Raw genomic sequence first — 23,921 nt, forward strand, 5'->3', positions numbered from 1 at the left:
CAAATCCTAACTAATTTTCTATTCTATTTGTATTTGCTAAATTAGGCACTTGAAACGCGCAGCAGGCCATATACAAAATCGTTATGCTTCATTATCAGAAACTGCTTACCTATGATAAAATTCTTTAGAAAAATTAGACAAAATCTGCTTTCAGAAGGAAAGACTGGAAAATATCTGAAATACGCAATTGGTGAAATTGTACTGGTGGTCATTGGTATTTTAATTGCGCTACAAATTAACGATTGGAATGAAAACAGGATTAACAGAAAACAAGAACACTTAATACTGTTACAACTGAATAGTGAGTACACCGAAAACTTAAACGAACTTGACAATAAAATTACGATGCGAAATAAAATGATTGACGCTTCGTATAGAATACTTTCGGTTAAAGAAGGACTGATAGAAAACGTCCCTATTGACAGTATTGCATTAGATTTAATAACTATAAATAGCACACCAACTTTTGATCCCGTTACTGGAACAACAAATGAAGTATTATCATCAGGTAAATTGTATCTATTAACCAATGATACGCTAAAAACATTGCTGACCAATTGGTCCGGACAAGTAAATAGGCTTACGGAATACGAGCAAGATTTACGCAACTATAGCATTAATCATTTTTTTCCGTACCTAACAAAAAACCATAACATTAGATTATTGTTTAATGGATTGTGGTGGATAGATAAATTTAATTTTAAAAATAAAGACAAAGGTATTGCGGTCAATCAAATAATTGAAGATGATGAAATTGACGATTATATTTTGACCATAACGGAACAATGCGGCATTACTAATAATGAGGCAGTACAAATTAGAAACAGTATAGAATCCATTTTGCAATTGATAAACGCTGACCTTGATAAAAAATAACCAAAGCTCAACACAGAGGATTAAACATAGCTAGTAAGTGCTAAATCAAAAGGTTTGTGCTTATGTACGAAGACCGTCAAATTTCTAAATTTGGCTTTTAACAAAAAGAAATACAAAATATAAAATTTCGGCCCTGTGTTTATTCGAAGAGTTAGTGTCTTTTTGCATGCTACATTTCATACACAAACCATTATGCTTCATCATCAGAAACTGCTTACCTATGATAAAATTCTTTAGAAAAATTAGACAAAACCTGCTTTCAGAAGGAAAGACTGGAAAATATCTGAAATACGCTATCGGAGAAATTATACTAGTTGTAATCGGAATTTTAATTGCTCTTCAACTAAATAATCTAAACGAGAATAAAAAAAATGACAAATTCGAAAAAGAAATACTTTCTCAAATTCAAGAAAATTTAAAAAGCGATAGGATAGTCTTAAAAAAAATCGAATTAAATTTTAACAAAGCTATTGCTTGTTCCTATAAAATATTAAATGCAGAGGAATCTCAAAAAACTAGGGATAGTATTAAAATTTGGCTTGGTGCAATAATACAGTTTGACAGGTTTCAACCTCTTACTAATGCTTATGAGGTATTAAAATCAAATGGATTGGATAGAATCTCAAACAAACAATTACGATTCTTACTAGGTAAATATTATGACGACGATGCCTTGAGAATGATAAAATCAACAAACGATATCGAATTAGCTTTTAATGACCATTGGATACCAATTTTATTTGAAGATACAGTGGAATTTGAATTTAAAAAATCGGTTGAGCTAAGCGATTACACTGTCTTATTAAAACCGTCAAAAGAACGGAATATTTTAAAATTAAATCGTGACAATTATGCTTCTGGAATTACTAAAATTATGAGCGGAATAAGTACTATAGAAGAAATTCAAAATTTGATCACAAAAGAAATAAACTAACGAACGCAAAACACAGGCCATAATTCATCGCCTGCTCCCATAAAAAAGAATATTCCGTAACTTCAAAAAAAAATAAACCAAAACAAAAGCCGATTTCACATACGCCTTGGCCCGATTGAAAATCGCACCAGCTCGCCCACTACCATTGCAGATGTTGTGTTTAGTAGGTCGTTGTGCTTCATTTTGACTAACCACTAACCACTAACCAATGATATTATCGAAACTTTATTTTGCATCACAAAACCAAATGTCCACAGGACAATTGGTTGAGATAGCCGCTTGCGGACGGTCTAATTGTTTAACTTAGATTATGATTAAATTTTTCAGAAGCATTAGAAAAGGCCTTATGGAGAAAAATAAAACTGGTAAATACCTAAAATATGCTATCGGAGAAATTATACTAGTTGTTATCGGAATTTTAATTGCTCTATCAATCAATAATTGGAATCAAGAGCGTATAGAACAAAAAGAAACCAAGGTTTTATTGCGTAATCTTAGTTTAGATATTGAAGAGCATATAAAAAACCTCAAATACCAACAAAATCTCTTAAAGATTCGAAAAGATTGGGCAGATTTTATTCTCAAATCACTTGATGATCAAAAGGTTGTAGATTCTACATTGTTTATTTCTACCATAATAAGGGTAGGTTGGATTATGGATTATTCTCAAATGCTTCCTACCTATACTGAAATCATTAGTTCGGGGAAACTATCATACATTAATTCAGAAAATCTTAAAAAAGCATTGGCCGACTATCAATCAAAAGTTGAATTGAATCAGCAAATTTTATCAACCCATAATCTTGGCTTAAAGGAAACCGAAAGGTTGGCCATTGGTCACCTTAATGGAATGCCTGAAGCCTCTAATTTAATCAAACCCCACCTATCCTATCCAGGAGTAAGTTTTGATCTAAAGTCCATAGCCACAGACGCCGAATTCTATAAAAACATAAAACACATTTCTTTTCAAAGCGCTGGTTCTGTTGATTATATAAGCGACGAGCTCATTACAAATGCAGAACAGTTAAAAAGTTTGATAGCCGAGGAATATAAAACCTATTGACAATGATAAAATTCTTTAGAAAAATTAGACAAAAATTACTCTCTGAAAATAAATTCAGTAAATATCTGATTTACGCTATTGGAGAAATTGTACTTGTTGTCATTGGAATATTGATTGCGCTTCAGATTAACAATTGGAATGAGGAAAATAAAAAAAAGGCTTTAATGATTACCAATATCAAGTCAATCGCTGAAGATATTCTTGCTGATATTTATGATATTCAAGAAGTCAATATGTCCTTAGATAAGCAGGTTGTTGCTGCAAACTATGTAATACCAATTCTGGAATCTGAAAATAGATTCATTGCCGACTCACTAAAATTTATAATGGCTTTCAATTCATTTACTACAACCCCAATTATTTCCGAAAGTTCCAATACTTGGAATTTCCTTAATTCCTCAGGAACTGTATCTGAATTTCCTGATTCCAAGCTTTTAAAATTACTTCAGGATTATTATAAAAATTTTAATGATATAACTACAAATTTCACAAATTCAGGAAACCCCGTTAGACTAGAGCTTCGAAAGCTAAAATATGAACTCTTTAGTGACACAGAACATCGCAAATTTTTTCCGACTAAGTCACCAAAGGCCCCTAGTTTTGAAGTGTATAATTCCATTTTTGAGGACAACCGAATTTTGCCATTATGTAGATTTATTGGAAGTACAGCTTATTATTTTGAAGGTGAATTTACTTCGGTCAAAAGTGAAGCAGAAATAATTTTAGATTATATAAATAAAAAATACAAGTAATTATAAAAAAACGAAAGCACTATAACGGCTATGATTCCATTGCGTGCGGATTTCCTAGACAGAGATCCTTAGCTTTAATTTATGGTATGATTTAATGGGGAAAAAATCATCGCATAGCCTCGCTCCTTTTTCTAAGATTAGGATCTTTTTGCGTTATTTCTTGTTTATATATTTAAGAATAGCGGCCATGCTATTCATGAATTCGTCTTTCCTTAAGTCTAAAATTAATTGCTCATGACAATTTTGCAAGGTTTTATCAAAATTATGACGAAGCGCAATTAGCCTACTGATTCTATCATTTAAATGTCTTGTATCAAGCATCTTATCTTGATATCTTTTAATCAATTTATGGGTGTTTTTAATTTCGCCTTCAATTTCATCAATACAATCTAAAGCAAATTCGTCGTCAAATATCTTATCGTCCAAATAGCATCCAATAAATTTCTTTTCACCAACAAATTTTTCATGAAAAAAAGTAGTTGCTGTTTCCAAACCAACCCATCCCGATTTAAGACTTTTATCCGAAATCAACGATATAGTAAAATCTGAATTTTCAATAGAAGATTTTATAAAGTCACTTATTTCAGTGGTTGGTTCCATGCATTCCACATCGATAATAACCTTTTTGTTTGCTTCTGTTAGAAAGTTATAAACATCTAACGCAATTTTCTGATCTCCATGATTATATGAAATAAAAACGTCATTTGATTTATTCCCATCACTAGCCTTTAATTCTGAGACTACAGTAGTAGCAACTTCCTTTTCAATTCCCTTTGGGCTATCCTGATTATCATCTAGGTGGGAATCAATTTTGTCCACAGCATAATTAGTTAGTTCCATATCCTGAATTAAAGAAAACAGTTCATCTCTTAATAGTTTAATTTGCTCTTTAAATTGAGGCGTACTAGGCTTCAATACATCTCCATAATCTTCAGAATTTTCAGCATTATGAAAAGGGAATGCAATAAATTCACTTAATGCTTCATGCCATTCTTCATATGCTAAATTATCTAGAGCAACGTGAACGATTCGGGACCGATCATTAACCATACGTCCAATACCGTCATCTTTAATTTTGTTATAAAATGTCTTTAATTCTAAATTGCAATATTCTGAAGCTATATAACTTCTGGAATTTAAACAGATAAAGATGGCTGAATTTTTTATAGCCTGCTCCATTCCATTTTCAAATCTTTGGTTAAGAACTAAATCGTCATAATAAAATTTAACCAAGTCCACTCGACCAAACCGCCTTGCAAAAGCCAAATTCAGGTTTTGTTGGAATTGTGTAACCCAACCATGTGCTTCACCAGGAAATTTTATATTATCTAGATGTGAATAACTTATATAAATATCATATTCGAAACCTGGAATTAAAGCCATTTAAAAAATTTGCTAAATTAATTGAACTGTTTATCCCTACTAAGATAACAATAGAATATAAACAAACTATTGCACTGAATTAAAAACACTGCCGAACAATGTGTATAATTTAGCAAGCTGAATATGTAACTACCCAAATATTGCTGCTTATATACTTCAGGAAGAACTGAGTTAAAAAACAAACAATTACCTTCTTAATCCGAGACATTATAGTTCGAGGCCCATAGTTAATGGATTTTGCTATATTTCAATAAAAATCAAGCCCCCACAACAGCTCGCCTACTGCTATTGCAGATGTCGTGTTTAGTAGGTCATTGTGCTTCATTATAACCAAACAATAACCAATGATAAAATTCTTTAGAAAAATCAGACATAATCTACTTTCAGATGGCAAAACTGGAAATTATTTCAAATACGCAATTGGTGAAATTGTTCTTGTGATGATTGGAATTTTATTAGCACTTCAGGTTAATAACTGGAACGAGATCAGAAAACAAAATAAAACTGAAAAAGAATTCCTATCAAGCGTAAAAAATGACTTAAAACAAGACAAAGCTTTTATTCAACTAATAATAGAACAAATTGAACCTAGAATAGACGCTTATGAAACTTTAAATAAAAATCTAACGATTCTCTACAAGCATGATAGAAAATCGTTAGATTCTATATTTAAGATTTACTTTAAAAGCCAACGTACATTTTACCCTATTTTCGGCTCTTATGAATCCGCTTTATCAGGAAATCAACTTACAATTTTCAGAAACAAGGAATTACTTCAAAGAGTGGTTAAATTATACAATTCAACTTATGATAGATTAATTGATAATGGTCAGATTTTGGATGAAAGATGGGCTTTTTTAAGTAAAAAATATAGCTATGAGAGAAGAACTGGTCATTTCCGAGATATGACGCCTGAACAATTGACTATTTTTTTGGATGACCTATATCATCATTTTGCACAAATGGATTGGTATCTGAAACAGTTAAAGTTAGCCTCAACTGAAATTGAAAAAATAAACGGAGAAAGTGAAACAAATAAATAACGGTGTCCAACATTGGGTATAAGTAATTGTTCGTTCTCGCCTGCTTCTACAAATTCTCGAGGATTTTCAAACTTTCCGCTCATGCAGCAAACGTGACATAACCTTAGCTAATGGCAATTATTCACTGTGCATCCTTATTTTTAAGGTTGTTCATCATCCTTTGTCTTGGAAGACTGTTTTTATTCCCAATCCCAAAAAAGCCACAAAACACATCCGTAGGCATCTTCTCCCTGAAAACATGTTCAGTACATTTTAGATTTATGCCATAACTTGATTTTACTAGATATGAATACTAGGAGTATTAATTTAGTGGTAACAGACATTATAAAACACCAGCTTACCTCATAAAAAGATTGTAATACGCGCTACTTATTAGCTATCAAAACAGCTGCTTTATTTAAGAAATCAATTTAGTTGTATTCCCATTAATTATAATTCTACACAATTTTCAATTATCTTACTGTCTTAAATAATAACAGCATAAAATAAATGGAATTAGCCATACACAATTGGATGCGAGCTGAATCTTTAGAGCACACACTCAGTCGCATTTCAAAGTTAGATTACGCTTATTTGGAGATACAGGGCACCCCTGAAAATTACGACACAAAAAAAGTAAAGTTATTGTTAGATATATATGGCATAAAGTGCTGGGGATCCGTAACCCTAATGTTAGAGGAACGCAATCTCTTGGCCAAAAACAAGGAACAACGAAAAATGTCTGTACAGTATGTAAAGGATGTGGCCAAAATGGTTTCAGATCTTGGGGGATCAGTAATCTCTTTGGTACCTGCAACTGTAGGCAAAATTATTCCAGATGCCACTCCAGAGCAGGAATGGGAATGGGCTGTTGAAGGTGTACGGGAAATCTATAGATACACTGAAGAATTGGGACTACAAATTGGCATTGAACCCATAAACCGTTTTGAGACCTATTTTATAAACCGTGGTGCCCAAGCTTTGGCATTGGCAGAAGCCGTGGGCCCCAATTGTGGAGTTTGCCTAGATACTTTTCATATGAATCTGGAAGAAGTGGACATGTTTAAAACCATAAAACAGGTAGGCCGTAGATTGGTCAATTTTCATGTAGCGGACAATAATCGGATGGCACCTGGCATGGGTCACTTAAACTGGAAAAAGATTATTGACACCCTAAAGGAAATCCATTATGACAAAGTTCTTTCTGTGGAATTTTGCGCACCTTTAGATAGGACTCCTGCCAATCCCTTTCCAAATTCCATAGAGACCAATCCAGAAGGTTTGACGGCCGAACAAAAAAAATTCTTGGAAGACCATGGAAGTTCTGCCATTTCCGATGAATTTTATACCATGTTAACGAAGCAATCCATAGACACCCTAACCAACTTGATTAAATAAAAAATGAAAATAGCCAATATAGAAGCATTTTGGTTGCGTTGCCCCATTCCAAAAGAAAAACAACATTTTAGTGATTACGGTCTTTTGACCAACTTTGACATGACGCTCGTAGTCGTAACAACAGATTCCGGCCTTCAAGGATTTGGAGAGGCTAAGGCCGCTGTGGGCTCCTCAGGTTCCTGTGCCAGCATAGTTAGTTGCATAGAAAATGAATTGAAACCGCAACTAATAGGCAAAGATGCAAGGAACATATCCCGCATCTGGGAACATGTGTATAATGGCACTAGAGATCATTATTCACTTTCCAGAGGGCGTAAGTTTCCTATCTTGGGACGAAGGGGACTTACCATTTCTGCTTTAAGTGGCATTGATACCGCACTCTGGGACATCAAAGGAAAAGCTTTGGGTGTACCTGTGGTAGAATTATTGGGAGGAAGTTGCAGGGACAAAATGGCCGCCTATGCCAGTGGTGGTTGGGCAAAGGCCGATGCCATAGGCGAACAATTAAAAAGTTATACAAAAAAAGGTTTTTCCGGAGTGAAAATGCGAGTGGGTATTATGGACGAAACCGTAAAGGCCAGTGTAGAAAGGGTCAAGGCAGCAAGGGAAGCCTTGGGCGATGACATTAAATTGATGACCGACGCCCATGGTACCTTTAGCGTTCCAGAAGCCAAACAGTTTTGTCGTGGGGTCCAAGATTGTAACCTCTACTGGTTTGAAGAACCTATTAGTCCCGATAATAAAATTGGAACGGCGGAAGTTAGATCAAACACGGACATACCCATTGCTGCAGGTGAGAGTGAATATACTGCCTTTGATATTCGTGATATGATAGCCGAAAGGGCATTGGATGTAGTTCAACCGGACTGTGCCATCATTGGAGGTATCACAGAAGCTATGCGGGTGTCCCAATTGGCCCATACCTATCAACTAGAACTGGCTCCACACTGTTGGGGCTCGGCCTTTTCCTTTATGGCAGGCGTATCGGTGGCCTTTGCTTCACCATCCGCCAATGTAATAGAATTCTCTTTGGGTGGAAACCCAATGATGTATGACTTGGTAAAGGAAACCATCTCTGTAGACGATAACGGAATGATAACCGCTCCCGATAATCCGGGATTGGGATTAACACCTAATTGGGATTTTGTAAAAGAATTTAAACAATAAGAACTATGGCAAAAGCAGTGAAAATAAACCACGTAGCGTTGGTCGTAAGCAATTTGGAGGAAGCTTGTGAATTTTATGAGCATGAATTGGGCTTAGAACCCATTCCCGCATTTTTATTTGATTACCCAACGGCATTTTTTAAGTTTAACGAGGAACAGCAGCTACACCTTACCGAATGGGAAGATACTTATTCGTTTAGGGGCCATGTATGTGTTACTGTAGATGACATTAACTCCATATTTTTTAGAATGAAGGAGCTCGGGGTCATTGATATTAAACCTTGGGGAAAGGTACGGCAGCTACCAGATGGGGCCATCCAAATGTTTGTACGGGATCCTTCAGGAAACTTAGTAGAATTATCGTCATTCCCTGAGGACAAAGATAAAATAGACCCCAAAATATTTGAGGATGACTTGTACAAGGAAGGTATTTATGTATCCGGAAGAAATGACTTTAGAGGGTACAAGACCAAGGATGCCACCTTATACCACAATAAATAAATGCATAAGAATATCCTATTATTGGAAACGGTAGCCCCGGATGCCATGAAGGTATTGGAATCGGCCAAGGATATGAATATCCTCATAGGATTCGATGAGCCGTCCCTACGTCGGCATTTGTCTGAAAGTCAAATCCATGCCATCATCACTAGGGGCAAAGGCCAGGTAAGATCTACCTTAATGGATGCCTGTCCTAACTTGGAAGTCATTTCCAGATGTGGCGTAGGGTTGGATAATATTGATGTAGACCAAGCTACCCATAGAGGTATGAAGGTAGTCAACGCACCCAATTCCAATGCAAACACAATTGCCGAACATACCATTTCCCTGTTGTTGGTATTACAGCGAAACCTCTACAATGCCATTACCATGGTAAAGGAAGGTCGATGGAAGGAACGGGGCGGTTATGTTGGCGATGAATTGCATGGAAAGACCTTGGGCATTTTAGGTATGGGAAATATCGGTAAGAAAGTTGCCAAAATTGCCCATGCCTTAGGTATGAACGTCATGTATTGGAGTTCTAAAAAAGAAGATGTCCCCTACCCTTTTAAAGATTTGGACACGGTTTTACGAACGTCGGATTGCATTAGTCTTCATCTACCACTGACCTTGGCTACCCATCATCTGATTGACGCATCCGCATTGGAAAAAATGAAACCCACCGCGCTACTTATCAATACCGCCAGAGGGAAGATTATTAACCAGGAAGCCTTGACCCATGCCCTTTCCACTAAAAAATTAGGCGGTTTTGCGGCCGACGTACTTTCAGAAGAACCTCCCGAAGTAAACGATCCGTTGCTAAAACTTTCAAATACCTATATCACTGCACACGTGGGTAGCTTAACCAAGACCACCTATGACTTTATGTGTATGTTTACGGTTCAAAATACCTTGGCCATTTTACGCGGCCAGGAACCTGCAGAGAACTGTATATTTAACCAAAAAGCATTAAAAAATAAATAATCGATACCTGTGAATTATCAAATTAAAAAAACCTTTTTCCCAGTATTCCTTCTTTTGGCCTTTATTTCTAGCTATTCGCAGGTATCGGTAAATCAAGACCGATTAGAGCAGCGTATTTTTGATTTGGCCAAATTCGGACTGCAAGAAAATGGGGAGACAGAAAGGGTTGCCTTTAGTGATGCAGATGTAGCAGCACAAAAATGGATAGTTGATGAACTTACCAAAATGGATCTGGAAACCCATATTGATTTTGCTGGTAATATTGTTGGAACTAAAAAGGGAACCAATAAGAACAAAAAACCAATAGTATTTGGCTCCCACATAGACCGTGTTCCACATGGCGGCAATTATGATGGCTGTGTAGGTTCTATGGCAGCATTGGAGGTAATACAAACATTGAACGAAAACAATATCAAGACCAAACACCCCTTTCAAGTAATCATCTTTTCCAATGAAGAAGGCGGGGTTATGGGCAGCAGGGCCATTGTGGGCCATTTAGGAAAAAATGCCCTTGATGTAAAAAATTCCACGGGATTTTCCATGGGAGAAGGAATTATGCGATTGGGTGGGGATACGACTAGAATTGCAGAAGTTGCCCGAAGCAAAGGGGATATAACAGCATTTTTGGAACTTCATATTGAACAAGGAGGCATTCTAGAAAAGGAAAACTTGGATATTGGCGTAGTAGAAGGAATCGTTGGTCTTAAATGGTGGGATGTTGAATTTACCGGATTTGCCAACCATGCTGGCACTACACCAATGAATGCTAGACAAGATGCGCTTTTGGCGGCCGCCAAATTTATTGTGGCCGTAAATGGGATTACCACTAGTTTTGATGGGGCACAAGTAGGTACCGTTGGAAGAATCCAGGCAGAACCCGGTGCGCCAAATGTAATACCGGGAAAAGTAGTGGTAAGTCTAGAAATCAGGGACCTATCCTCAGAGGTCATACAAAAAGTATTTAATACCATTAAAACCAAAACAGAGGAGATAGCAGCATCTTCTAATGTAAAAATTGAATTTCATCCTTTGGATACCACATCAGACCCAGCAATCATGGACTTGGAAATACAGAAAATCATCGCTATCAACGCAGAATCCTTGGGACTTACCCATAAATATATGCCCAGTGGAGCGGGACATGATGCCCAAGATATGGCCATAATTGCCCCTGCTGGAATGATCTTTGTTCCAAGCCAAGGTGGTATCAGCCATTCACCAAAAGAATTTACCGCTGCGGAGGATATGGCAAATGGAGCCAATGTTCTTTTGAATACCCTTATTTCATTGGATAAAAAATTGGATTAATTGGTTATTTAGGATTTCATTTTCTCGTTGGAATCACTAACTTGAAGGTTTCATAAACCCACCTTAATATGAGAAAACAACTTCTCCTTACCCTTATATTTTTTGTTGGCTTTGCCATTTTAGGATGGTCACAGACCATTGAGGGTATTGTCTCCACTATTAAAAAAGAGGAAATGGAAAATTCCCAATTGGAAGAATTGGCCTATCAACTTACGGAGTTGATTGAACCAGGGTTGGCAGATACTTCAGAAATGAAATCCACCGATGATTGGGCCATAAAGACCTACAAAAAATGCGGTATTACCGCAGAATTTATAAACTTACTTTCAGTTGAGGGTTCGGTGGCATTTATCCAATGGCTTCCAAATGTAAAAGAAAAGATGGTGATGGTAAGTAGGATGCAGCACACGGGAAGACCAAATCCTAACTGGGGGAAATTTGCAATTTAAAATGGTGGCCATACCCACCATCATCATAGACAATACGTAATAATGATACACTAATGACTGACTTTATCTGCGACCAAACATATACGTCCAAGAATTACACGAAAAAACGATTACCTAGAGCGGAATATGAAAACTGTACTTTTGAGGGTTGTGATTTTTCAAATGGGTTGTTGGACAATCAAAACTTTATGGAATGTACTTTTATTGACTGTAATCTTAGTAATACCAACCTTACCAATACGATATTTAAGGAAGTGGATTTTAAACATTGTAAAATGATGGGGCTAAAGTTTGAGGAATGCAATGACTTTTTAATGGATTTTAGCTTTTTGGATTGTACGCTAAATTTCGCCTCATTTTACGGTCTAGACTTGAAAAATCTACATTTTACAGACTGCAAACTCAACTCTGTAGACTTTTCACAAAGCAATCTTAGCAACTCCAGTTTTGAAAATTGTGACCTTGATAAGGCAATCTTTATGAATACCAACCTCTCTAAGGCCGACTTCAACTCTTCGATAAATTTTTCTATAGACCCGGAGCAAAATCAATTGACCAACGCCCATTTTAACTTACATAGTTTACCTGGACTATTAACGAGACATAAGATAAAAATCAGTTCATAATGCTAAAATCTGTTCATCATATCGCCATAATTTGTTCGGATTATAAAAAATCCAAGGCTTTCTATACAGAAATTTTGGGACTTGAAATTCTAAACGAAACCTATAGAAAAGAAAGGGCATCCTATAAATTGGATTTAGCGCTTAACGGGGTTTATGTGATAGAGTTATTTTCTTTTCCTAATCCGCCAGAAAGAACATCGAGACCAGAAGCATGTGGATTACGCCACCTTGCCTTTAAGACCAATAACCTAAATCAGATAACAGGACATTGCCAGAAACATGGGATACCGGTAGAGCAAATTCGCGTTGATGAGATTACAGGTAAGCGATTTACTTTTATAGCAGACCCAGATGACCTGCCTATAGAATTCTACGAAGAGTAGCAAAAGTCGTATGTAAATGGATAATTTGTACCTTGTTGAAAAGAACAATGGTCATGAGATATATTTTACTAGTTTTTATATGTATCAGCTTTAAGCTCACAGCACAAAATACTATATCTTATGTTGAAGGCACTGCATCACCAAAAGCAAAATTAGCAGCAATTGATTGGTTAACGGGCCATTGGAAAGGAGAAGCCTTTGGAGGTATTGCGGAGGAAATATGGAGTCCACCCCTGGGTGGCAGCATGATGTTTTCCTTTAAACTAGTTATAAACAATAAGGTTAACTTCTATGAACTGGGTCACATAAAAGAAATAGACGGCACGTTGTTACTGCAATTAAAGCACTTTTCCAGTGACCTCAAAGGTTGGGAGGAAAAGGAAAATACCATAGATTTTAAATTGGTCAAAATTGCTGGGGACATATTCTATTTTGATGATTTTACGATAGAACGGATTTCAGATAAAAAGATTCATATGTACGTGCTTATTGAGCACGAAGATGGCGCTAAGGAAGAAGCCAAATTTGAATATACACGACAATAACATGAAAAAGAAATGTTTGGAATGTGGCGCAGAGATCATGGGCCGTGTAGATAAGAAATTCTGCAACGATTATTGCCGAAATGCCTATAATAATAGGGTAAACAAAGACAGTAAGAACCTAATGCGCAATATCAACAATCGTTTGCGCAAAAACTATAGGGTTTTAGATGGTTTTAAATTGACGGATGGCAAAACAAAAACTACACGAACAAAATTATTGGACAAAGGTTTTGATTTTGATTTTATCACTAATCTTTACACCACCAAAAAAGGAACTACCTATTATTTTGTGTATGACCTAGGATATTTGCCTTTAGACAATGACTTTTATATGATTGTAAAACGTGAATAGCGTTTACATATAAACAAATGTTCCCAAATAAAAAATGCCCCTAAATGGGGCATTCCATACTATAATTCATTATGCTTATTTCCAATTATGACCACTTAACTTTAAGGCTGCTATAACGATATCCTTTCTACTTATCTGACCTACCAAAATACCATTTTTCATTACCGGCAATCTCCTTCTATTATGTTTGTCAAAAATACCGGCCGCGTCAAAAATTGAAATGTCATGAGGTATGGTCTCTACCTCTTTGGTCATGAATCTTTCTACACTTTTATCTAGAATGGGCTGATTAAAATAACGGCTTTCAGAAATTTGCTTCATACAATCCGCTTCAGATATAATACCTACTAAAAATCCATTATTGTCCAATACAGGGCCGCCAGATATATGATACTTGGCGAACTTCTCCATAACCTCCAAAATAGATTGATCGGGAGAAAAGGTAATTAGCTTTTTCGTCATATAATCGGCCACTAAAATAGGTGCCTCAAATTCCTTTTTAATAATCTTGCGTATCCCTTGAAAGCTTTTGATTCCCATTGCTATTTATTTAGAGGTTGATTAATAAATATAGAGAAAAATAATGAAATTCTTAAAAAAACTCGTTGTAATATGCTATGCCCCTAATATTTCATAATTTTAGACAGAACCAAATACCAATGAAAAAAACTACTTCTGTTATTACGCTGCTGTTACTGGTCTTAGCTGTTTTTTGGAGTATTAAAACCTCAATGCCCAATTATAAGGCAGATTTAGATAGTGTTGAAACTTCCTTTTCAACAGATAAGGCGCTGAAACATGTTCAAGAAATTTCCAAAGAACCACATGCTGTTGGGTTTCCTGCCCATAATAAGGTACGTGCTTACATCATTTCAGAATTGGAAAAATTGGGCTTGTCAACTTCAGTTCAGGAAGGATATACTGCGGGTGATTGGGGAAATTTGAGTAAAGCAATGAACATAGTAGCCCGTATAAAAGGCTCCGGAGATGGAAAAGCGCTCTTACTTTTAAGTCATTACGACAGTAATCCACATTCTGCCCTTGGTGCCAGTGATGCAGGTAGCGGTGTGGCAACCATTTTAGAGGGCATTAGGGCTTTTTTGGCACAAAATAAACAACCCAAAAACGATATTATCATTTTAATATCCGACGCTGAGGAATTAGGCCTAAACGGCGCCGACTTATTTGTAAGTGAGCATCCATGGACCAAAGATGTTGGGCTGGTTATCAATTTTGAGGCCCGTGGCAGTGGTGGTCCTGGAATTATGTTACTGGAGACCAATCGTGGCAATAACAACCTGATTAAGGAATTCATAAAAGCTGATCTTAAATATCCGGTGGCCACTTCCTTGGCATACAGCATCTATAAAATGCTTCCCAATGATACCGATCTTACCGTTTTTAGGGAAGGTGCAGATATAGATGGTTTTAATTTTGCGTTTATAGATGATCATTATGATTATCATACCGCGAAAGATAACTATGAAAGATTAGATCGAAACACACTGGCCCACCAAGGGAATAACCTAATGCCAATGCTTACCCATTTTAGTGAAATAGATTTGGGTACGATAAGAAGTCTAAAAGACACTGTATATTTTAATATCCCCTTCTTTAAAACTATTTCCTACCCATTTGATTGGATTTGGAAAATGTTAGGAATAGGGGTCATTGGATTTTTGGTCATTTTAATTCAAGGCTTCAGAAAAAAATTATTGAACGGGAAAGACATTTTAAAAGGCTTTATTCCTTTATTGGCCGCTCTTAGTATTAATGGCCTGGTCGGTTTTTATAGCTGGCCTTTACTTAAATGGATATATCCTGGTTATGAAGATATTTTACAAGGATTCACATATAACGGTCACGCCTACATTTTTGCCTTTGTATTCTTTTCCATTGGGGCTTGTTTTTATATGTACCATAAACTAAAAGTGGTAAAAACACCTAACCTTTTAGTAGCACCTCTACTATTTTGGCTAGTGCTCTGCGGAGGTGTTTGTAACTATCTAAATGGAGCCTCTTATTTTATAATCCCCGTGTATGCAACCTTGGTAGCCTTATATATTCTTATCAACCAAAAAAACCCAAATGCTTTTCTTTTGGTATTCCTATGCCTTCCCACGATATTCATTTTCTCACCTTTAATACAACTGTTCCCTATAGCTCTTGGGCTAAAAATGATGGTTGCATCAACTTTATTTACTACACTCACGTTCTTTTTGTTATTACCGCTCTTTACCAGATTTAGAAACAAAAGGGCCCTTGGCCTATTAAGTTTCTTTTTGGCTATAGGATTTATGGTCTCGGCACATATGGATTCTGGTTTCACAGAAGAAAATAGCAAACCCACCAGTTTGGTCTATGTTATGGACATTGATACTAAAAAAGCGACGTGGGCAACCTATGAAAATCAGGTTTCTGACTGGACAGCACAATACATAGGTGAGAATAAAAAACCTGCCGACACACGCAATACAAAGACCATAAGCAGTAAATACCGTTCTGGTTTCACGTATATATCAGATGCACCATGGAAAGTGATAGCAACCCCAAAAATTGATATATTTAAGGATACTATAATTGGTGATAAAAGACATATTGAAGTATGTATAACACCACAACGCAACGTTAACCGTTTGGAAATATTTACCAATGATATTGCCTTTCATAAGGCAGTAGTAAACAAAGTAGAACTTTCACCCTATTATCTTGACAATAGAAACAATGGCAGGTTGATTACGCATTATATAACAGACAATACGTATACTGACTTAACCCTAGAGATATCAAAGAATGACCCTCTAGAACTTACGCTCTATGAGGCATCAAATGATTTATTGACCAATCCGTTATTTACTGTTCCACAACGTCCTATTAAAAATATTCCAATGCCTTTTGTGTTGAACGATGCGATAATAACCATACAAAAAATTGACTTTGAATAAGGAAAATATAGGAATTTTAGGCTGTGGATGGTTGGGATTCCCTTTGGCCAAACAATTGGTTGCCAATGGGTCTACCATTTATGGAACCACCACTGGCATAAATAAATTAAACAAATTGAAGGAAGCAGGGATTATTCCCTTTCACATCACTATTTCAGAAAATATAATAGCAGGTGATATGGATGGGTTTCTGGCTAACTTACAAACCCTGATAATTAATATACCACCAAGACTACGGGGAAAAGGGCACAAAGAAAATTATATTAAAAAAATGGGCTTGGTTCATGCTGCACTAAAAAACACACCCATACAAAAGGTGATTTTTGCAAGTAGCACATCGGTATATGGTGATTTGGAAGGTAAGGTGTATGAAGATTCCATTCCTACGCCCAATACAGAATCCGGTAAACAGCTGTTGCAATCTGAGAAAATATTCTTGGAAGATCCACACGTGATAACCACTGTAATTCGTTTTGGCGGACTAATAGGTCCAGATAGGCACCCCATAACTATGTTATCGGGCAAGGAAAATCTTACTAATGGGAACGCTCCGCTAAACCTAATTCATTTAAATGATTGTATTGGTATTATTGCCAAGGTAATGACCATGGATAAACCCGATAAAATTATAAATGCCGTATATCCATATCATCCTTCAAAAGAAGAATATTATACCCAAGAAGCCTTAAAAAGAGGCATTGAACCACCACATTATCAAGCAGATACCGGGAAACATAATCAAAAAATCATTGTTTGTAAGTTTTTAACTACTATTAATTACGGATTTTTAACCTCTATTTAAATGTGATTCACCACATTTTTTAAATAGTTCACAACAAAATACAGTTTTCCTGTTAATATTTATCTGTTTATCAGGTAGTTAAGTGAAAATATATTTAACTTTAAGTACATCAATACATACTTATATCATGAAAAAATCCAGCGTTAAAGGGAAAATTTTATTAGACTTAGAAAACCTAATTACCCAAAGTTGTAAAGGCCCCATGGGAAGTAAACGATTCACACAGCTACATATTCTACTTTTAAAAAAGTATTATAATGCTACTAATGTCCATATTGATTATCACAGACACCGGATTAAAATGGATATTGTTATAGATGATACGGCATACCAACCTGGAAAAATGAATATTAACATACCCATAGTACCCACTAATTTACTTTTTGGCAATCTAAAGAACTTCTTGAAATCTTGTATTGAACGAGACCATAAAAGTTTAGGATTCTATGCCCAAATACTTAAATCTTTCACCCAAAAAGAACAGGAATATATTTTGGTATAAACCAAGAAAAGCAAATAACTAAAGAAAGGCACTTTTATGTGTCTTTTTGTTTTTATGGTAATTAATGTTTTCGTTAACAAGATCTTATGGAATATTTTAATAGTTTAGCGCACCAAAACGCGATAAAAAATGAAAAAAATTATTGTTTTGCTTTTCTTGGCGACTAACCTATCCGGATTTGCACAAACCAAAAGTGAGCTTCAAAAACATTATGAGGCTTTTTACAATGAGATGAGGCTACAGGGTGATGTTGATGGCATTATCAATGCGCTTACACACTTAAACGTATTATCCCCGTCCAAAGAGAGAAGAGATACCCTTGCATATATCTATGCTAATGACAACCAGCATTTGCAGGCCTTAAATACCATTGGTATAGAAAAAGTGGATACCGATACTGATTTGGCAGTACAGGTGAAGGCCATATCCCTAAAAGCATTGAACCAGCCAAAACGTGCATTGGAACAATTCGAGATCTTGAATACAAGAACCCCTAATGCTTATTTGGCTTATGAATTGGCAGATCTAAATATTCAGCTGGGTGAAAATACTAGCGCCATGACACACGTAGATTATGGTATTGCGAATGCCAAAGACGATATGAAATATGCTTTTTACGAGCGTCAACAACCTTACGAAGTCCCTTTAAAAGCCGCTTTCTTGCATTTAAAAGGCCTGATAAAGTATAACAACGACAAGGACAATATAGATGCTGCCATTGCTATACTTGATGAAGCACTTGCCATTGATCCTAATTTTAATTTGGCCAGTTTAAGCAAGCAAGCCCTTACTTCTAGAAAAGAGGGTGCTGACACGCCTAAATAATAATCTATAAAAGATTTAAAACTAAAAAAGCGGAACACAATGTTCCGCTTTTTTAGTTTTTGGACAGTTTTATTATAAGTGAATCGTCCTTGACTTTTTTGAGTTCTACAAGTTCATCTACATACTCATTTGGCACAGCTATAGAAAGTACGTAATGGGCAACCATCCAATGGCCATCTACTTTTTTTAACACGCCAGAACCCCTACAAATTTTCATTTGGGTGTTTAAAAGTTCATCAAACCATGCAATGTCTTCTGTCTCATTTATAAAAATATTCCTTTCGATGGCAGTAAAACTCCATGCTTTTCCCCTATCAAAATAAGGTTTTGAAAAGGTCTTAAAAGCCTCAAAGCCCCAGTTCTCGGTAGCATCGGTTCCAATAAAAATGGCATCCTCTGTCATTAGCCCAAAATAAGCATCAAAATTGGCATTACTGGCAGCCAAATGCCATGCATCCAAAGTACTGGCAATACTGTCCTTAGTTTGGCCCTGTACAAAAACACATAACGTCAAAAAGAAAAATATTAGGTTATTTTTTTTCATCTGTGATCAAATCTTTTGGTAGAATATAGTTTACCGTAATGTTAAATTGTTCCCGCAAAGCATTAAAAGCCCCAATCATTTCCAAAATGGAAGCTTTCGGGTTTTGTCTATATTCCAAATTGCCCTTTGTTTTTAGAATATAGGTTTTTAGCACCTTTTGGCGTCCCTTAATTTGTGGTATGTCAAACTCCTTGGGATAAACGCCACTTTCCAATGCTTTTTGTTTTTCTATTAAGTCTTCGATAACAAGCACAAAATCCTCTCGATATTCACTTGTATAGATTTGGTCAAAACTCTTTTCAAATGCATCAAATTCCTTCCAATTCAGTATAATAGCCTTTGCTTTAGGGTTTATCGTATTTTTATTAGGGAGCTTACCTGTTATACTTTCCCAACCGGTTTCTGCAGTGCTAACAATATCTGCAGGGGTATCCTTACAGGATAGTACGCATAAAATGATGAGAAGAAAAATGTGCTTTTTTGGCATGCAACGAATGTACAAATTTTAAGAAAAGGTATCTTTACCCAATACGCTTTTAACTACTTTTTTAATGCAAAAATATATACTGATACTTGGTGCTTGCGGTCAAATAGGAACAGAGCTTACACTCGCTTTACGAGAAAAATTTGGAAATGACCATGTTATTGCAAGTGACATACGTGAAGGAAGTGAAAATCTAATGCAATCCGGTCCATTTGAAATCTTGGATGCAACCAATTACGATGCTTTAGAAGAGGTTATTGCCTATTATGAGATCAATGAAATATATCTGATGGCCGCTATGTTGAGTGCCACTGCAGAAAAATTTCCCATGAGGGCTTGGAACTTAAATATGAACTCCCTTTTTAATGTGTTGAACTTAGCCAAGGAAAAGAAAGTGGATAAAATTTTCTGGCCATCGAGCATTGCCGTTTTCGGACCAAATACCCCAAAGGAAAATACAGCCCAAAATACCATTATGGAACCTAGTACCGTATATGGGATAAGTAAGCAATCTGGAGAACGTTGGTGCGAATATTACCATAAGAAGTTTAATGTTGATGTACGAAGCATCCGTTACCCAGGGCTTATTAGCTGGAAAACAATGCCAGGTGGCGGGACTACCGATTATGCGGTAGAAATCTACCACAAAGCACTTTCCCAAGGTCAATACACCTGTTTCTTAAAGAAAGATACTGCTTTACCCATGATGTTTATGGACGATGCCATAAAAGCTACATTACAGATTATGGAAGCAAACACCGAAACTATTAGAGTACGTTCTTCCTATAATCTATCGGCCATGAGTTTTAACCCAGAGGATATGGCCAAGAGCATTCAGCAGTTTATTCCTGATTTCAAAATAGATTACGAGCCCGATTTTAGGCAGGCCATTGCCGATTCTTGGCCAAGTAGTATAGACGATTCCAAAGCAAGGAAGGATTGGAACTGGCAAGCCGATTTTAATTTGCAACGAACTACGGAAACTATGTTGACCAACCTTAAAAAGCAACAAACCAACTGATTTAGAGTCAACATACCATCTCCCTCCGCAGCAATAGAAACGGGCCAATTTATCACTATTTTACAACATGGTTCCTCCCGAAGCCTCAATACGTTGCCCATTGATCCAACGTGCGTCTTCCGTACATAGAAAAGCCACCAAACCACCAATGTCCTCGGGTTCCCCTACCCGTCCCAGAGCCGTTACATTGGCAACCATTTTTCTTTTTTGCTCATTGGTCTTATTCTCGCCATCGCCAAAATCGGTAGCAACGGCCCCAGGTGCCACTACGTTGGCCCTTATTTTTCTATCCCCTAGTTCCTTGGCCAAATATCGGGTAAAGACTTCTACACCACCTTTCATAGATGCATAGGCAGATGATTTTGGAAAGGTAAAACGTGCCAATCCCGAAGAAATATTAACAATACCCCCGCCATCTTTTAAGTACTTCAAGGCTTTTTGGGTTAGAAAGTAGACTCCCTTTAAATGCACATTCATCATCTCGTCAAAATCCGCTTCGGTAGTTTCCGTAAAAGGTTTGTAAATACCTGTCCCCGCATTGTTGACGAGAAAATCAATGGTATCGCTTCCCATGCTCTGCTCTAAGTTAACTTCAAGCTTTTTAAAAAAGGCATCAAAGGTAGAAACCTTGCTCGTATCCAATTGCAGGGTGAAGGCTTTTACACCCAAGCCCTCTATTTGGGATACGACTTCTTCTGCAGCTTTTTTGTTGTTATGGTAAGTAATGATCACATCCAGGCCCTTTTTGGCCATGCTCAAAGCCATATCGCGACCCAGTCCCCTACTTCCTCCGGTTATTAAAGCAATTTTGTTGGTATTCATATTACTATTTTTTGTTTTGTCAAATTTCGGCACTATAGATTTGGTACATGTATCCAAATCCTTGGATTATGAAGTCAAATCCATTCTTGGCACCGGTTGTAAATGGTTAGGAATGGGTTTCCGGAACCATATCATCGGGTTCTATATGAATTAAGACATGCTCCAAATTCGGTAATTCCTTTTTTAAATAATCCTGCAGCCGGTGTGCAATCTCGTGCCCTTCGCGTACCGAAATATCGGCATCTACCATGGCGTGCAAATCTACATGATACTTCATGCCCGCCTTGCGGACATAACACTTTTCCGTTCCCAAGACACCGTCTACCTTGGTGGAAACCTCCCTAATTTCCTCTAAAATATCATCATGAAGATGCTCATCCATAATTTCTCCCAAGGCAGGTCTAAAAATAAGGTAACTGTTGTACAAAATAAAGACCGATGCCAACAAAGCTGCCCAATCATCAGCTGTTTCATAACCCTTACCGAAAATAATCGCAATGGATATCCCTATAAAAGCCATCACCGATGTTATTGCATCGCTACGGTGGTGCCAAGCATCCGCCTTTAATGAAGTACTATTGGTTTCCCTGCTCTTTTTTAGTACTATCCTATACGATATTTCCTTCCATAGAATAATTATCCCCAACACAATCAAGGTCCAAGGTTTGGGTACTTTATGGGGCGTTTGTATATTCTCTATACTCTCGTAGGCAATTATAGTGGCGGAGGTCACCAAAAAAGCGACCACCAAAAAGGTAATCAAAGGCTCTATTTTTCCATGGCCGTAGGGGTGGTTTTTGTCCGCTGGCCGTTTGGCATACTTTAGGCCGAACAATACCAATAACGAGGCAAAAATATCGGTTGTGGATTCAATGGCATCTGCAATAAGTGCGTAGGAATTCCCAAAGAAACCTGCAAACCCTTTGACCAAGGCCAAACAGGTATTCCCTATGATACTGAAATAAGTAGTCCTGATCGCTGTTTGTTCGTTCTTCATTTTCATTGGGTTTCCCGGAAACGGCACAACATATAGACCTCTTGCCTACACAAAAGATACCCAAAGCGGGCCGCTGCCCTCAAATGTACTACCTTCTGGTATTTTTTTTTGCCTTGAGGGTGGGTAGTTTTTACCTTGGTATGATCGTTAAAGAAAACGCTGCTCAAATTGGGACACCTTACGCTTCAAATAATCGGGAGCCTTGATTCGGATGCCTAAAAAAAGATGGTGATACACACGAGTATCAAAATTACGTACGGTGGTGCCCTCCTGCTTGTATTGCGTACCCGAAAGGGTGGTGTAGAGACCCGTATAAAATGTGTTACCATTGTAGCCCACACCTACTTTACCGTCCCAACGGAACAAAAAGTTATCCTGATTGGAAATTACGTCTCCCGTAGGTTGCCTGGTAGTAAGTTTAGTATTCAAATAGCCTAGGTTGGCCTGGGCCCCTACCGAAGCATAAAATTTTTCTTGGGCCACAAAGGTATAGGCGTAGCCAGGACCAATGCTTGCTTCCCAATTATTGGATTTTTGTGTGTCGGATATGGAAGACTGATCATCCACTATGTAGTATCTAAGATTAAACATAGGAATAAAGCTCCCTGCACTCTTTAGCTGTCGTTCTGTTTGTGAGGTGAGGCTTTTAAACGAAAAACGGGAGTTATTGTAATATCCGGAAGAGATGGAAAAGGCCTTATAGCGCAGATCTGGAAATTGAATATAGGGATCACCGGGGAGACGTGCCATAAAATCATCCGTATTGTCCAAATAAAATCCTTTTACTTTAACGTAGGAGAGCTCAAAAAAGCTGTGCTTTAATATTAGGGTGGTGCCCAGACTAAAGGATTTGGTATCCCCTTTACTATCCTCATCCCCATTTCCGGGGATAAAATCGGGAGCCATTTGAAAGCCCAAGGAAATAAACTTATAATTTAGGCTGTATCGTAAGTTGATATCGGCATTTGGGTGAATAATGATATTTTGGTTGGGGGAACGCACCTCAAAGATTTCTTTGGCGTTGTTTAATGAAATATCCATAGCAATATTATCGTCCATCTTTTTGATCCAGCCATCTTCGATTACAGCAACCGAATCTTGGGTTTGGGCTTGGATTCCAATACCGGATAAGCACAAGGCTACCCCCGCAAGGAAGATCTTACATGTAGATTTAGCTTGGAATATATATTTTATTTCCATCCTTTAAAATGCTTTTGGCATGAATAAGGCTAGCCAATTCCTATGCCCATACAAAAGA

27 protein-coding genes are annotated in these 23,921 nt (G+C 37.0%); 21 read left to right on the plus strand and 6 right to left on the minus strand.

Annotated features, from left to right (window positions below; genetic code table 11):
* Positions 1-111 precede the first annotated feature (111 nt).
* The 4 genes from ACOCEA_RS03000 (at position 112) to ACOCEA_RS03015 (ending at position 3,625) form a co-directional block, all read left to right on the plus strand.
* Complete coding sequence (locus ACOCEA_RS03000; RefSeq protein ID WP_420754712.1) at positions 112-876, plus strand: DUF6090 family protein; 765 nt, start codon at positions 112-114, stop codon at positions 874-876.
* 220 nt (positions 877-1,096) lie between these two features.
* The gene (locus ACOCEA_RS03005; RefSeq protein WP_420754713.1) at positions 1,097-1,810 is read left to right on the plus strand and encodes a DUF6090 family protein; all 714 of its coding nucleotides are present in this window, start codon (positions 1,097-1,099) and stop codon (positions 1,808-1,810) included.
* A gap of 310 nt (positions 1,811-2,120) precedes the next feature.
* Positions 2,121-2,873: a DUF6090 family protein gene (locus tag ACOCEA_RS03010; protein WP_420754714.1), complete on the plus strand. Its 753-nt coding sequence runs from the start codon at positions 2,121-2,123 to the stop codon at positions 2,871-2,873.
* A 2-nt stretch (positions 2,874-2,875) separates the two neighbouring features.
* Positions 2,876-3,625: a DUF6090 family protein gene (locus ACOCEA_RS03015; protein ID WP_420754715.1), complete on the plus strand. Its 750-nt coding sequence runs from the start codon at positions 2,876-2,878 to the stop codon at positions 3,623-3,625.
* Positions 3,626-3,778: 153 nt separating this feature from the next.
* On the opposite strand, the gene ACOCEA_RS03020 is transcribed toward ACOCEA_RS03015, so the two are convergent.
* Complete coding sequence (locus ACOCEA_RS03020; protein WP_420754716.1) at positions 3,779-5,008, minus strand: toll/interleukin-1 receptor domain-containing protein; 1,230 nt, start codon at positions 5,006-5,008, stop codon at positions 3,779-3,781.
* 344 nt (positions 5,009-5,352) lie between these two features.
* Here ACOCEA_RS03020 and ACOCEA_RS03025 point away from each other — a divergent pair, with 344 nt between their 5' ends.
* From ACOCEA_RS03025 to ACOCEA_RS03075, 11 genes are all read left to right on the plus strand, one after another.
* Positions 5,353-6,051, plus strand: coding sequence for a DUF6090 family protein (locus ACOCEA_RS03025; protein WP_420754717.1), 699 nt, complete (start codon positions 5,353-5,355; stop codon positions 6,049-6,051).
* Between the two features lie 489 nt (positions 6,052-6,540).
* A complete protein-coding gene (locus ACOCEA_RS03030) occupies positions 6,541-7,428 on the plus strand; it encodes a sugar phosphate isomerase/epimerase family protein (RefSeq protein WP_420754718.1) in 888 nt (295 codons plus the stop codon).
* Positions 7,429-7,431: 3 nt separating this feature from the next.
* A complete protein-coding gene (locus ACOCEA_RS03035; protein ID WP_420754719.1) occupies positions 7,432-8,595 on the plus strand; it encodes a mandelate racemase/muconate lactonizing enzyme family protein in 1,164 nt (387 codons plus the stop codon).
* A gap of 5 nt (positions 8,596-8,600) precedes the next feature.
* Positions 8,601-9,095: a VOC family protein gene (locus ACOCEA_RS03040; protein WP_420754720.1), complete on the plus strand. Its 495-nt coding sequence runs from the start codon at positions 8,601-8,603 to the stop codon at positions 9,093-9,095.
* Complete coding sequence (locus ACOCEA_RS03045; RefSeq protein ID WP_420754721.1) at positions 9,096-10,058, plus strand: 2-hydroxyacid dehydrogenase; 963 nt, start codon at positions 9,096-9,098, stop codon at positions 10,056-10,058.
* 9 nt (positions 10,059-10,067) lie between these two features.
* Entirely contained in the window at positions 10,068-11,366 is a 1,299-nt protein-coding gene (locus ACOCEA_RS03050; RefSeq protein WP_420754722.1) for a Zn-dependent hydrolase, read from the plus strand.
* A 68-nt stretch (positions 11,367-11,434) separates the two neighbouring features.
* Positions 11,435-11,815, plus strand: a complete 381-nt coding sequence (locus ACOCEA_RS03055) for a hypothetical protein (RefSeq protein WP_420754723.1) — start codon at positions 11,435-11,437, stop codon at positions 11,813-11,815.
* A 53-nt stretch (positions 11,816-11,868) separates the two neighbouring features.
* Positions 11,869-12,441: a pentapeptide repeat-containing protein gene (locus tag ACOCEA_RS03060; protein ID WP_420754724.1), complete on the plus strand. Its 573-nt coding sequence runs from the start codon at positions 11,869-11,871 to the stop codon at positions 12,439-12,441.
* Positions 12,441-12,824, plus strand: coding sequence for an SMU1112c/YaeR family gloxylase I-like metalloprotein (gloA2, locus tag ACOCEA_RS03065; RefSeq protein WP_420754725.1), 384 nt, complete (start codon positions 12,441-12,443; stop codon positions 12,822-12,824). Before ACOCEA_RS03060 ends, gloA2 begins: the two co-directional genes overlap by 1 nt.
* A gap of 53 nt (positions 12,825-12,877) precedes the next feature.
* On the plus strand, positions 12,878-13,369 hold the full coding sequence (locus ACOCEA_RS03070) for a DUF6265 family protein (RefSeq protein WP_420754726.1): 492 nt from the start codon (positions 12,878-12,880) through the stop codon (positions 13,367-13,369).
* A gap of 1 nt (position 13,370) precedes the next feature.
* Positions 13,371-13,721: a hypothetical protein gene (locus ACOCEA_RS03075; RefSeq protein ID WP_420754727.1), complete on the plus strand. Its 351-nt coding sequence runs from the start codon at positions 13,371-13,373 to the stop codon at positions 13,719-13,721.
* A 75-nt stretch (positions 13,722-13,796) separates the two neighbouring features.
* Here ACOCEA_RS03075 and ACOCEA_RS03080 read toward each other — a convergent pair whose 3' ends face one another.
* Positions 13,797-14,261 carry a CBS domain-containing protein gene (locus ACOCEA_RS03080; RefSeq protein ID WP_420754728.1) on the minus strand — a complete coding sequence of 155 codons (465 nt, stop codon included), beginning with the start codon at positions 14,259-14,261 and terminating at the stop codon, positions 13,797-13,799.
* 119 nt (positions 14,262-14,380) lie between these two features.
* On the opposite strand from ACOCEA_RS03080, the gene ACOCEA_RS03085 reads away from it, so the two are divergent.
* The 4 genes from ACOCEA_RS03085 (at position 14,381) to ACOCEA_RS03100 (ending at position 18,795) form a co-directional block, all read left to right on the plus strand.
* On the plus strand, positions 14,381-16,666 hold the full coding sequence (locus ACOCEA_RS03085) for a M28 family peptidase (protein ID WP_420754729.1): 2,286 nt from the start codon (positions 14,381-14,383) through the stop codon (positions 16,664-16,666).
* On the plus strand, positions 16,659-17,468 hold the full coding sequence (locus ACOCEA_RS03090; RefSeq protein WP_420754730.1) for a Rossmann-fold NAD(P)-binding domain-containing protein: 810 nt from the start codon (positions 16,659-16,661) through the stop codon (positions 17,466-17,468). The genes ACOCEA_RS03085 and ACOCEA_RS03090 overlap by 8 nt, the downstream gene beginning before the upstream one ends.
* A 127-nt stretch (positions 17,469-17,595) precedes the next feature.
* Positions 17,596-17,970, plus strand: a complete 375-nt coding sequence (locus tag ACOCEA_RS03095; RefSeq protein WP_420754731.1) for a hypothetical protein — start codon at positions 17,596-17,598, stop codon at positions 17,968-17,970.
* Between the two features lie 129 nt (positions 17,971-18,099).
* Entirely contained in the window at positions 18,100-18,795 is a 696-nt protein-coding gene (locus ACOCEA_RS03100; protein WP_420754732.1) for a hypothetical protein, read from the plus strand.
* A gap of 52 nt (positions 18,796-18,847) precedes the next feature.
* Here ACOCEA_RS03100 and ACOCEA_RS03105 read toward each other — a convergent pair whose 3' ends face one another.
* Positions 18,848-19,339, minus strand: a complete 492-nt coding sequence (locus tag ACOCEA_RS03105; protein ID WP_420754733.1) for a nuclear transport factor 2 family protein — start codon at positions 19,337-19,339, stop codon at positions 18,848-18,850.
* Positions 19,340-19,692: 353 nt separating this feature from the next.
* Between ACOCEA_RS03105 and ACOCEA_RS03110 the strand changes: the two genes are divergently transcribed.
* Both ACOCEA_RS03110 and ACOCEA_RS03115 read left to right on the plus strand, forming a co-directional pair.
* On the plus strand, positions 19,693-19,848 hold the full coding sequence (locus ACOCEA_RS03110) for a hypothetical protein (protein WP_420755030.1): 156 nt from the start codon (positions 19,693-19,695) through the stop codon (positions 19,846-19,848).
* 42 nt (positions 19,849-19,890) lie between these two features.
* Positions 19,891-20,844, plus strand: a complete 954-nt coding sequence (locus tag ACOCEA_RS03115) for an NAD-dependent epimerase/dehydratase family protein (RefSeq protein ID WP_420754734.1) — start codon at positions 19,891-19,893, stop codon at positions 20,842-20,844.
* A gap of 60 nt (positions 20,845-20,904) precedes the next feature.
* Here ACOCEA_RS03115 and ACOCEA_RS03120 read toward each other — a convergent pair whose 3' ends face one another.
* The 3 genes from ACOCEA_RS03120 to ACOCEA_RS03130 all read right to left on the minus strand — a co-directional run bounded on the left by ACOCEA_RS03120 (position 20,905) and on the right by ACOCEA_RS03130 (position 23,863).
* Positions 20,905-21,666 carry an SDR family oxidoreductase gene (locus tag ACOCEA_RS03120; protein ID WP_420754735.1) on the minus strand — a complete coding sequence of 254 codons (762 nt, stop codon included), beginning with the start codon at positions 21,664-21,666 and terminating at the stop codon, positions 20,905-20,907.
* A 106-nt stretch (positions 21,667-21,772) separates the two neighbouring features.
* Complete coding sequence (locus ACOCEA_RS03125) at positions 21,773-22,663, minus strand: cation diffusion facilitator family transporter (protein WP_420754736.1); 891 nt, start codon at positions 22,661-22,663, stop codon at positions 21,773-21,775.
* 147 nt (positions 22,664-22,810) lie between these two features.
* Positions 22,811-23,863 (minus strand): DUF4421 family protein, encoded by a 1,053-nt coding sequence (locus tag ACOCEA_RS03130; RefSeq protein ID WP_420754737.1) that lies wholly within the window; start codon positions 23,861-23,863, stop codon positions 22,811-22,813.
* Between the last annotated feature and the right edge of the window lie 58 nt (positions 23,864-23,921).

The organism is Maribacter luteocoastalis, assembly GCF_048890225.1.
Classification (GTDB): Bacteria; Bacteroidota; Bacteroidia; order Flavobacteriales; family Flavobacteriaceae; genus Maribacter; species Maribacter luteocoastalis.

What these genes read in the sequence shown, in the direction of transcription:
- ACOCEA_RS03045 (WP_420754721.1), top strand. Translation starts at nt 9,096, where the DNA reads ATGCATAAGAATATCCTATTATTGGAAACGGTAGCCCCGGATGCCATG.
- ACOCEA_RS03075 (WP_420754727.1), top strand. Translation starts at nt 13,371, where the DNA reads ATGAAAAAGAAATGTTTGGAATGTGGCGCAGAGATCATGGGCCGTGTA.
- ACOCEA_RS03060 (WP_420754724.1), top strand. Translation starts at nt 11,869, where the DNA reads ATGACTGACTTTATCTGCGACCAAACATATACGTCCAAGAATTACACG.
- ACOCEA_RS03015 (WP_420754715.1), top strand. Translation starts at nt 2,876, where the DNA reads ATGATAAAATTCTTTAGAAAAATTAGACAAAAATTACTCTCTGAAAAT.
- ACOCEA_RS03000 (WP_420754712.1), top strand. Translation starts at nt 112, where the DNA reads ATGATAAAATTCTTTAGAAAAATTAGACAAAATCTGCTTTCAGAAGGA.
- ACOCEA_RS03010 (WP_420754714.1), top strand. Translation starts at nt 2,121, where the DNA reads ATGATTAAATTTTTCAGAAGCATTAGAAAAGGCCTTATGGAGAAAAAT.
- ACOCEA_RS03085 (WP_420754729.1), top strand. Translation starts at nt 14,381, where the DNA reads ATGAAAAAAACTACTTCTGTTATTACGCTGCTGTTACTGGTCTTAGCT.
- ACOCEA_RS03100 (WP_420754732.1), top strand. Translation starts at nt 18,100, where the DNA reads ATGAAAAAAATTATTGTTTTGCTTTTCTTGGCGACTAACCTATCCGGA.
- ACOCEA_RS03095 (WP_420754731.1), top strand. Translation starts at nt 17,596, where the DNA reads ATGAAAAAATCCAGCGTTAAAGGGAAAATTTTATTAGACTTAGAAAAC.
- ACOCEA_RS03020 (WP_420754716.1), bottom strand. Translation starts at nt 5,008, where the DNA reads ATGGCTTTAATTCCAGGTTTCGAATATGATATTTATATAAGTTATTCA.
- ACOCEA_RS03030 (WP_420754718.1), top strand. Translation starts at nt 6,541, where the DNA reads ATGGAATTAGCCATACACAATTGGATGCGAGCTGAATCTTTAGAGCAC.
- gloA2 (WP_420754725.1), top strand. Translation starts at nt 12,441, where the DNA reads ATGCTAAAATCTGTTCATCATATCGCCATAATTTGTTCGGATTATAAA.
- ACOCEA_RS03035 (WP_420754719.1), top strand. Translation starts at nt 7,432, where the DNA reads ATGAAAATAGCCAATATAGAAGCATTTTGGTTGCGTTGCCCCATTCCA.
- ACOCEA_RS03040 (WP_420754720.1), top strand. Translation starts at nt 8,601, where the DNA reads ATGGCAAAAGCAGTGAAAATAAACCACGTAGCGTTGGTCGTAAGCAAT.
- ACOCEA_RS03070 (WP_420754726.1), top strand. Translation starts at nt 12,878, where the DNA reads ATGAGATATATTTTACTAGTTTTTATATGTATCAGCTTTAAGCTCACA.
- ACOCEA_RS03105 (WP_420754733.1), bottom strand. Translation starts at nt 19,339, where the DNA reads ATGAAAAAAAATAACCTAATATTTTTCTTTTTGACGTTATGTGTTTTT.
- ACOCEA_RS03125 (WP_420754736.1), bottom strand. Translation starts at nt 22,663, where the DNA reads ATGAAGAACGAACAAACAGCGATCAGGACTACTTATTTCAGTATCATA.
- ACOCEA_RS03055 (WP_420754723.1), top strand. Translation starts at nt 11,435, where the DNA reads ATGAGAAAACAACTTCTCCTTACCCTTATATTTTTTGTTGGCTTTGCC.
- ACOCEA_RS03005 (WP_420754713.1), top strand. Translation starts at nt 1,097, where the DNA reads ATGATAAAATTCTTTAGAAAAATTAGACAAAACCTGCTTTCAGAAGGA.
- ACOCEA_RS03120 (WP_420754735.1), bottom strand. Translation starts at nt 21,666, where the DNA reads ATGAATACCAACAAAATTGCTTTAATAACCGGAGGAAGTAGGGGACTG.
- ACOCEA_RS03130 (WP_420754737.1), bottom strand. Translation starts at nt 23,863, where the DNA reads ATGGAAATAAAATATATATTCCAAGCTAAATCTACATGTAAGATCTTC.
- ACOCEA_RS03080 (WP_420754728.1), bottom strand. Translation starts at nt 14,261, where the DNA reads ATGGGAATCAAAAGCTTTCAAGGGATACGCAAGATTATTAAAAAGGAA.
- ACOCEA_RS03115 (WP_420754734.1), top strand. Translation starts at nt 19,891, where the DNA reads ATGCAAAAATATATACTGATACTTGGTGCTTGCGGTCAAATAGGAACA.
- ACOCEA_RS03025 (WP_420754717.1), top strand. Translation starts at nt 5,353, where the DNA reads ATGATAAAATTCTTTAGAAAAATCAGACATAATCTACTTTCAGATGGC.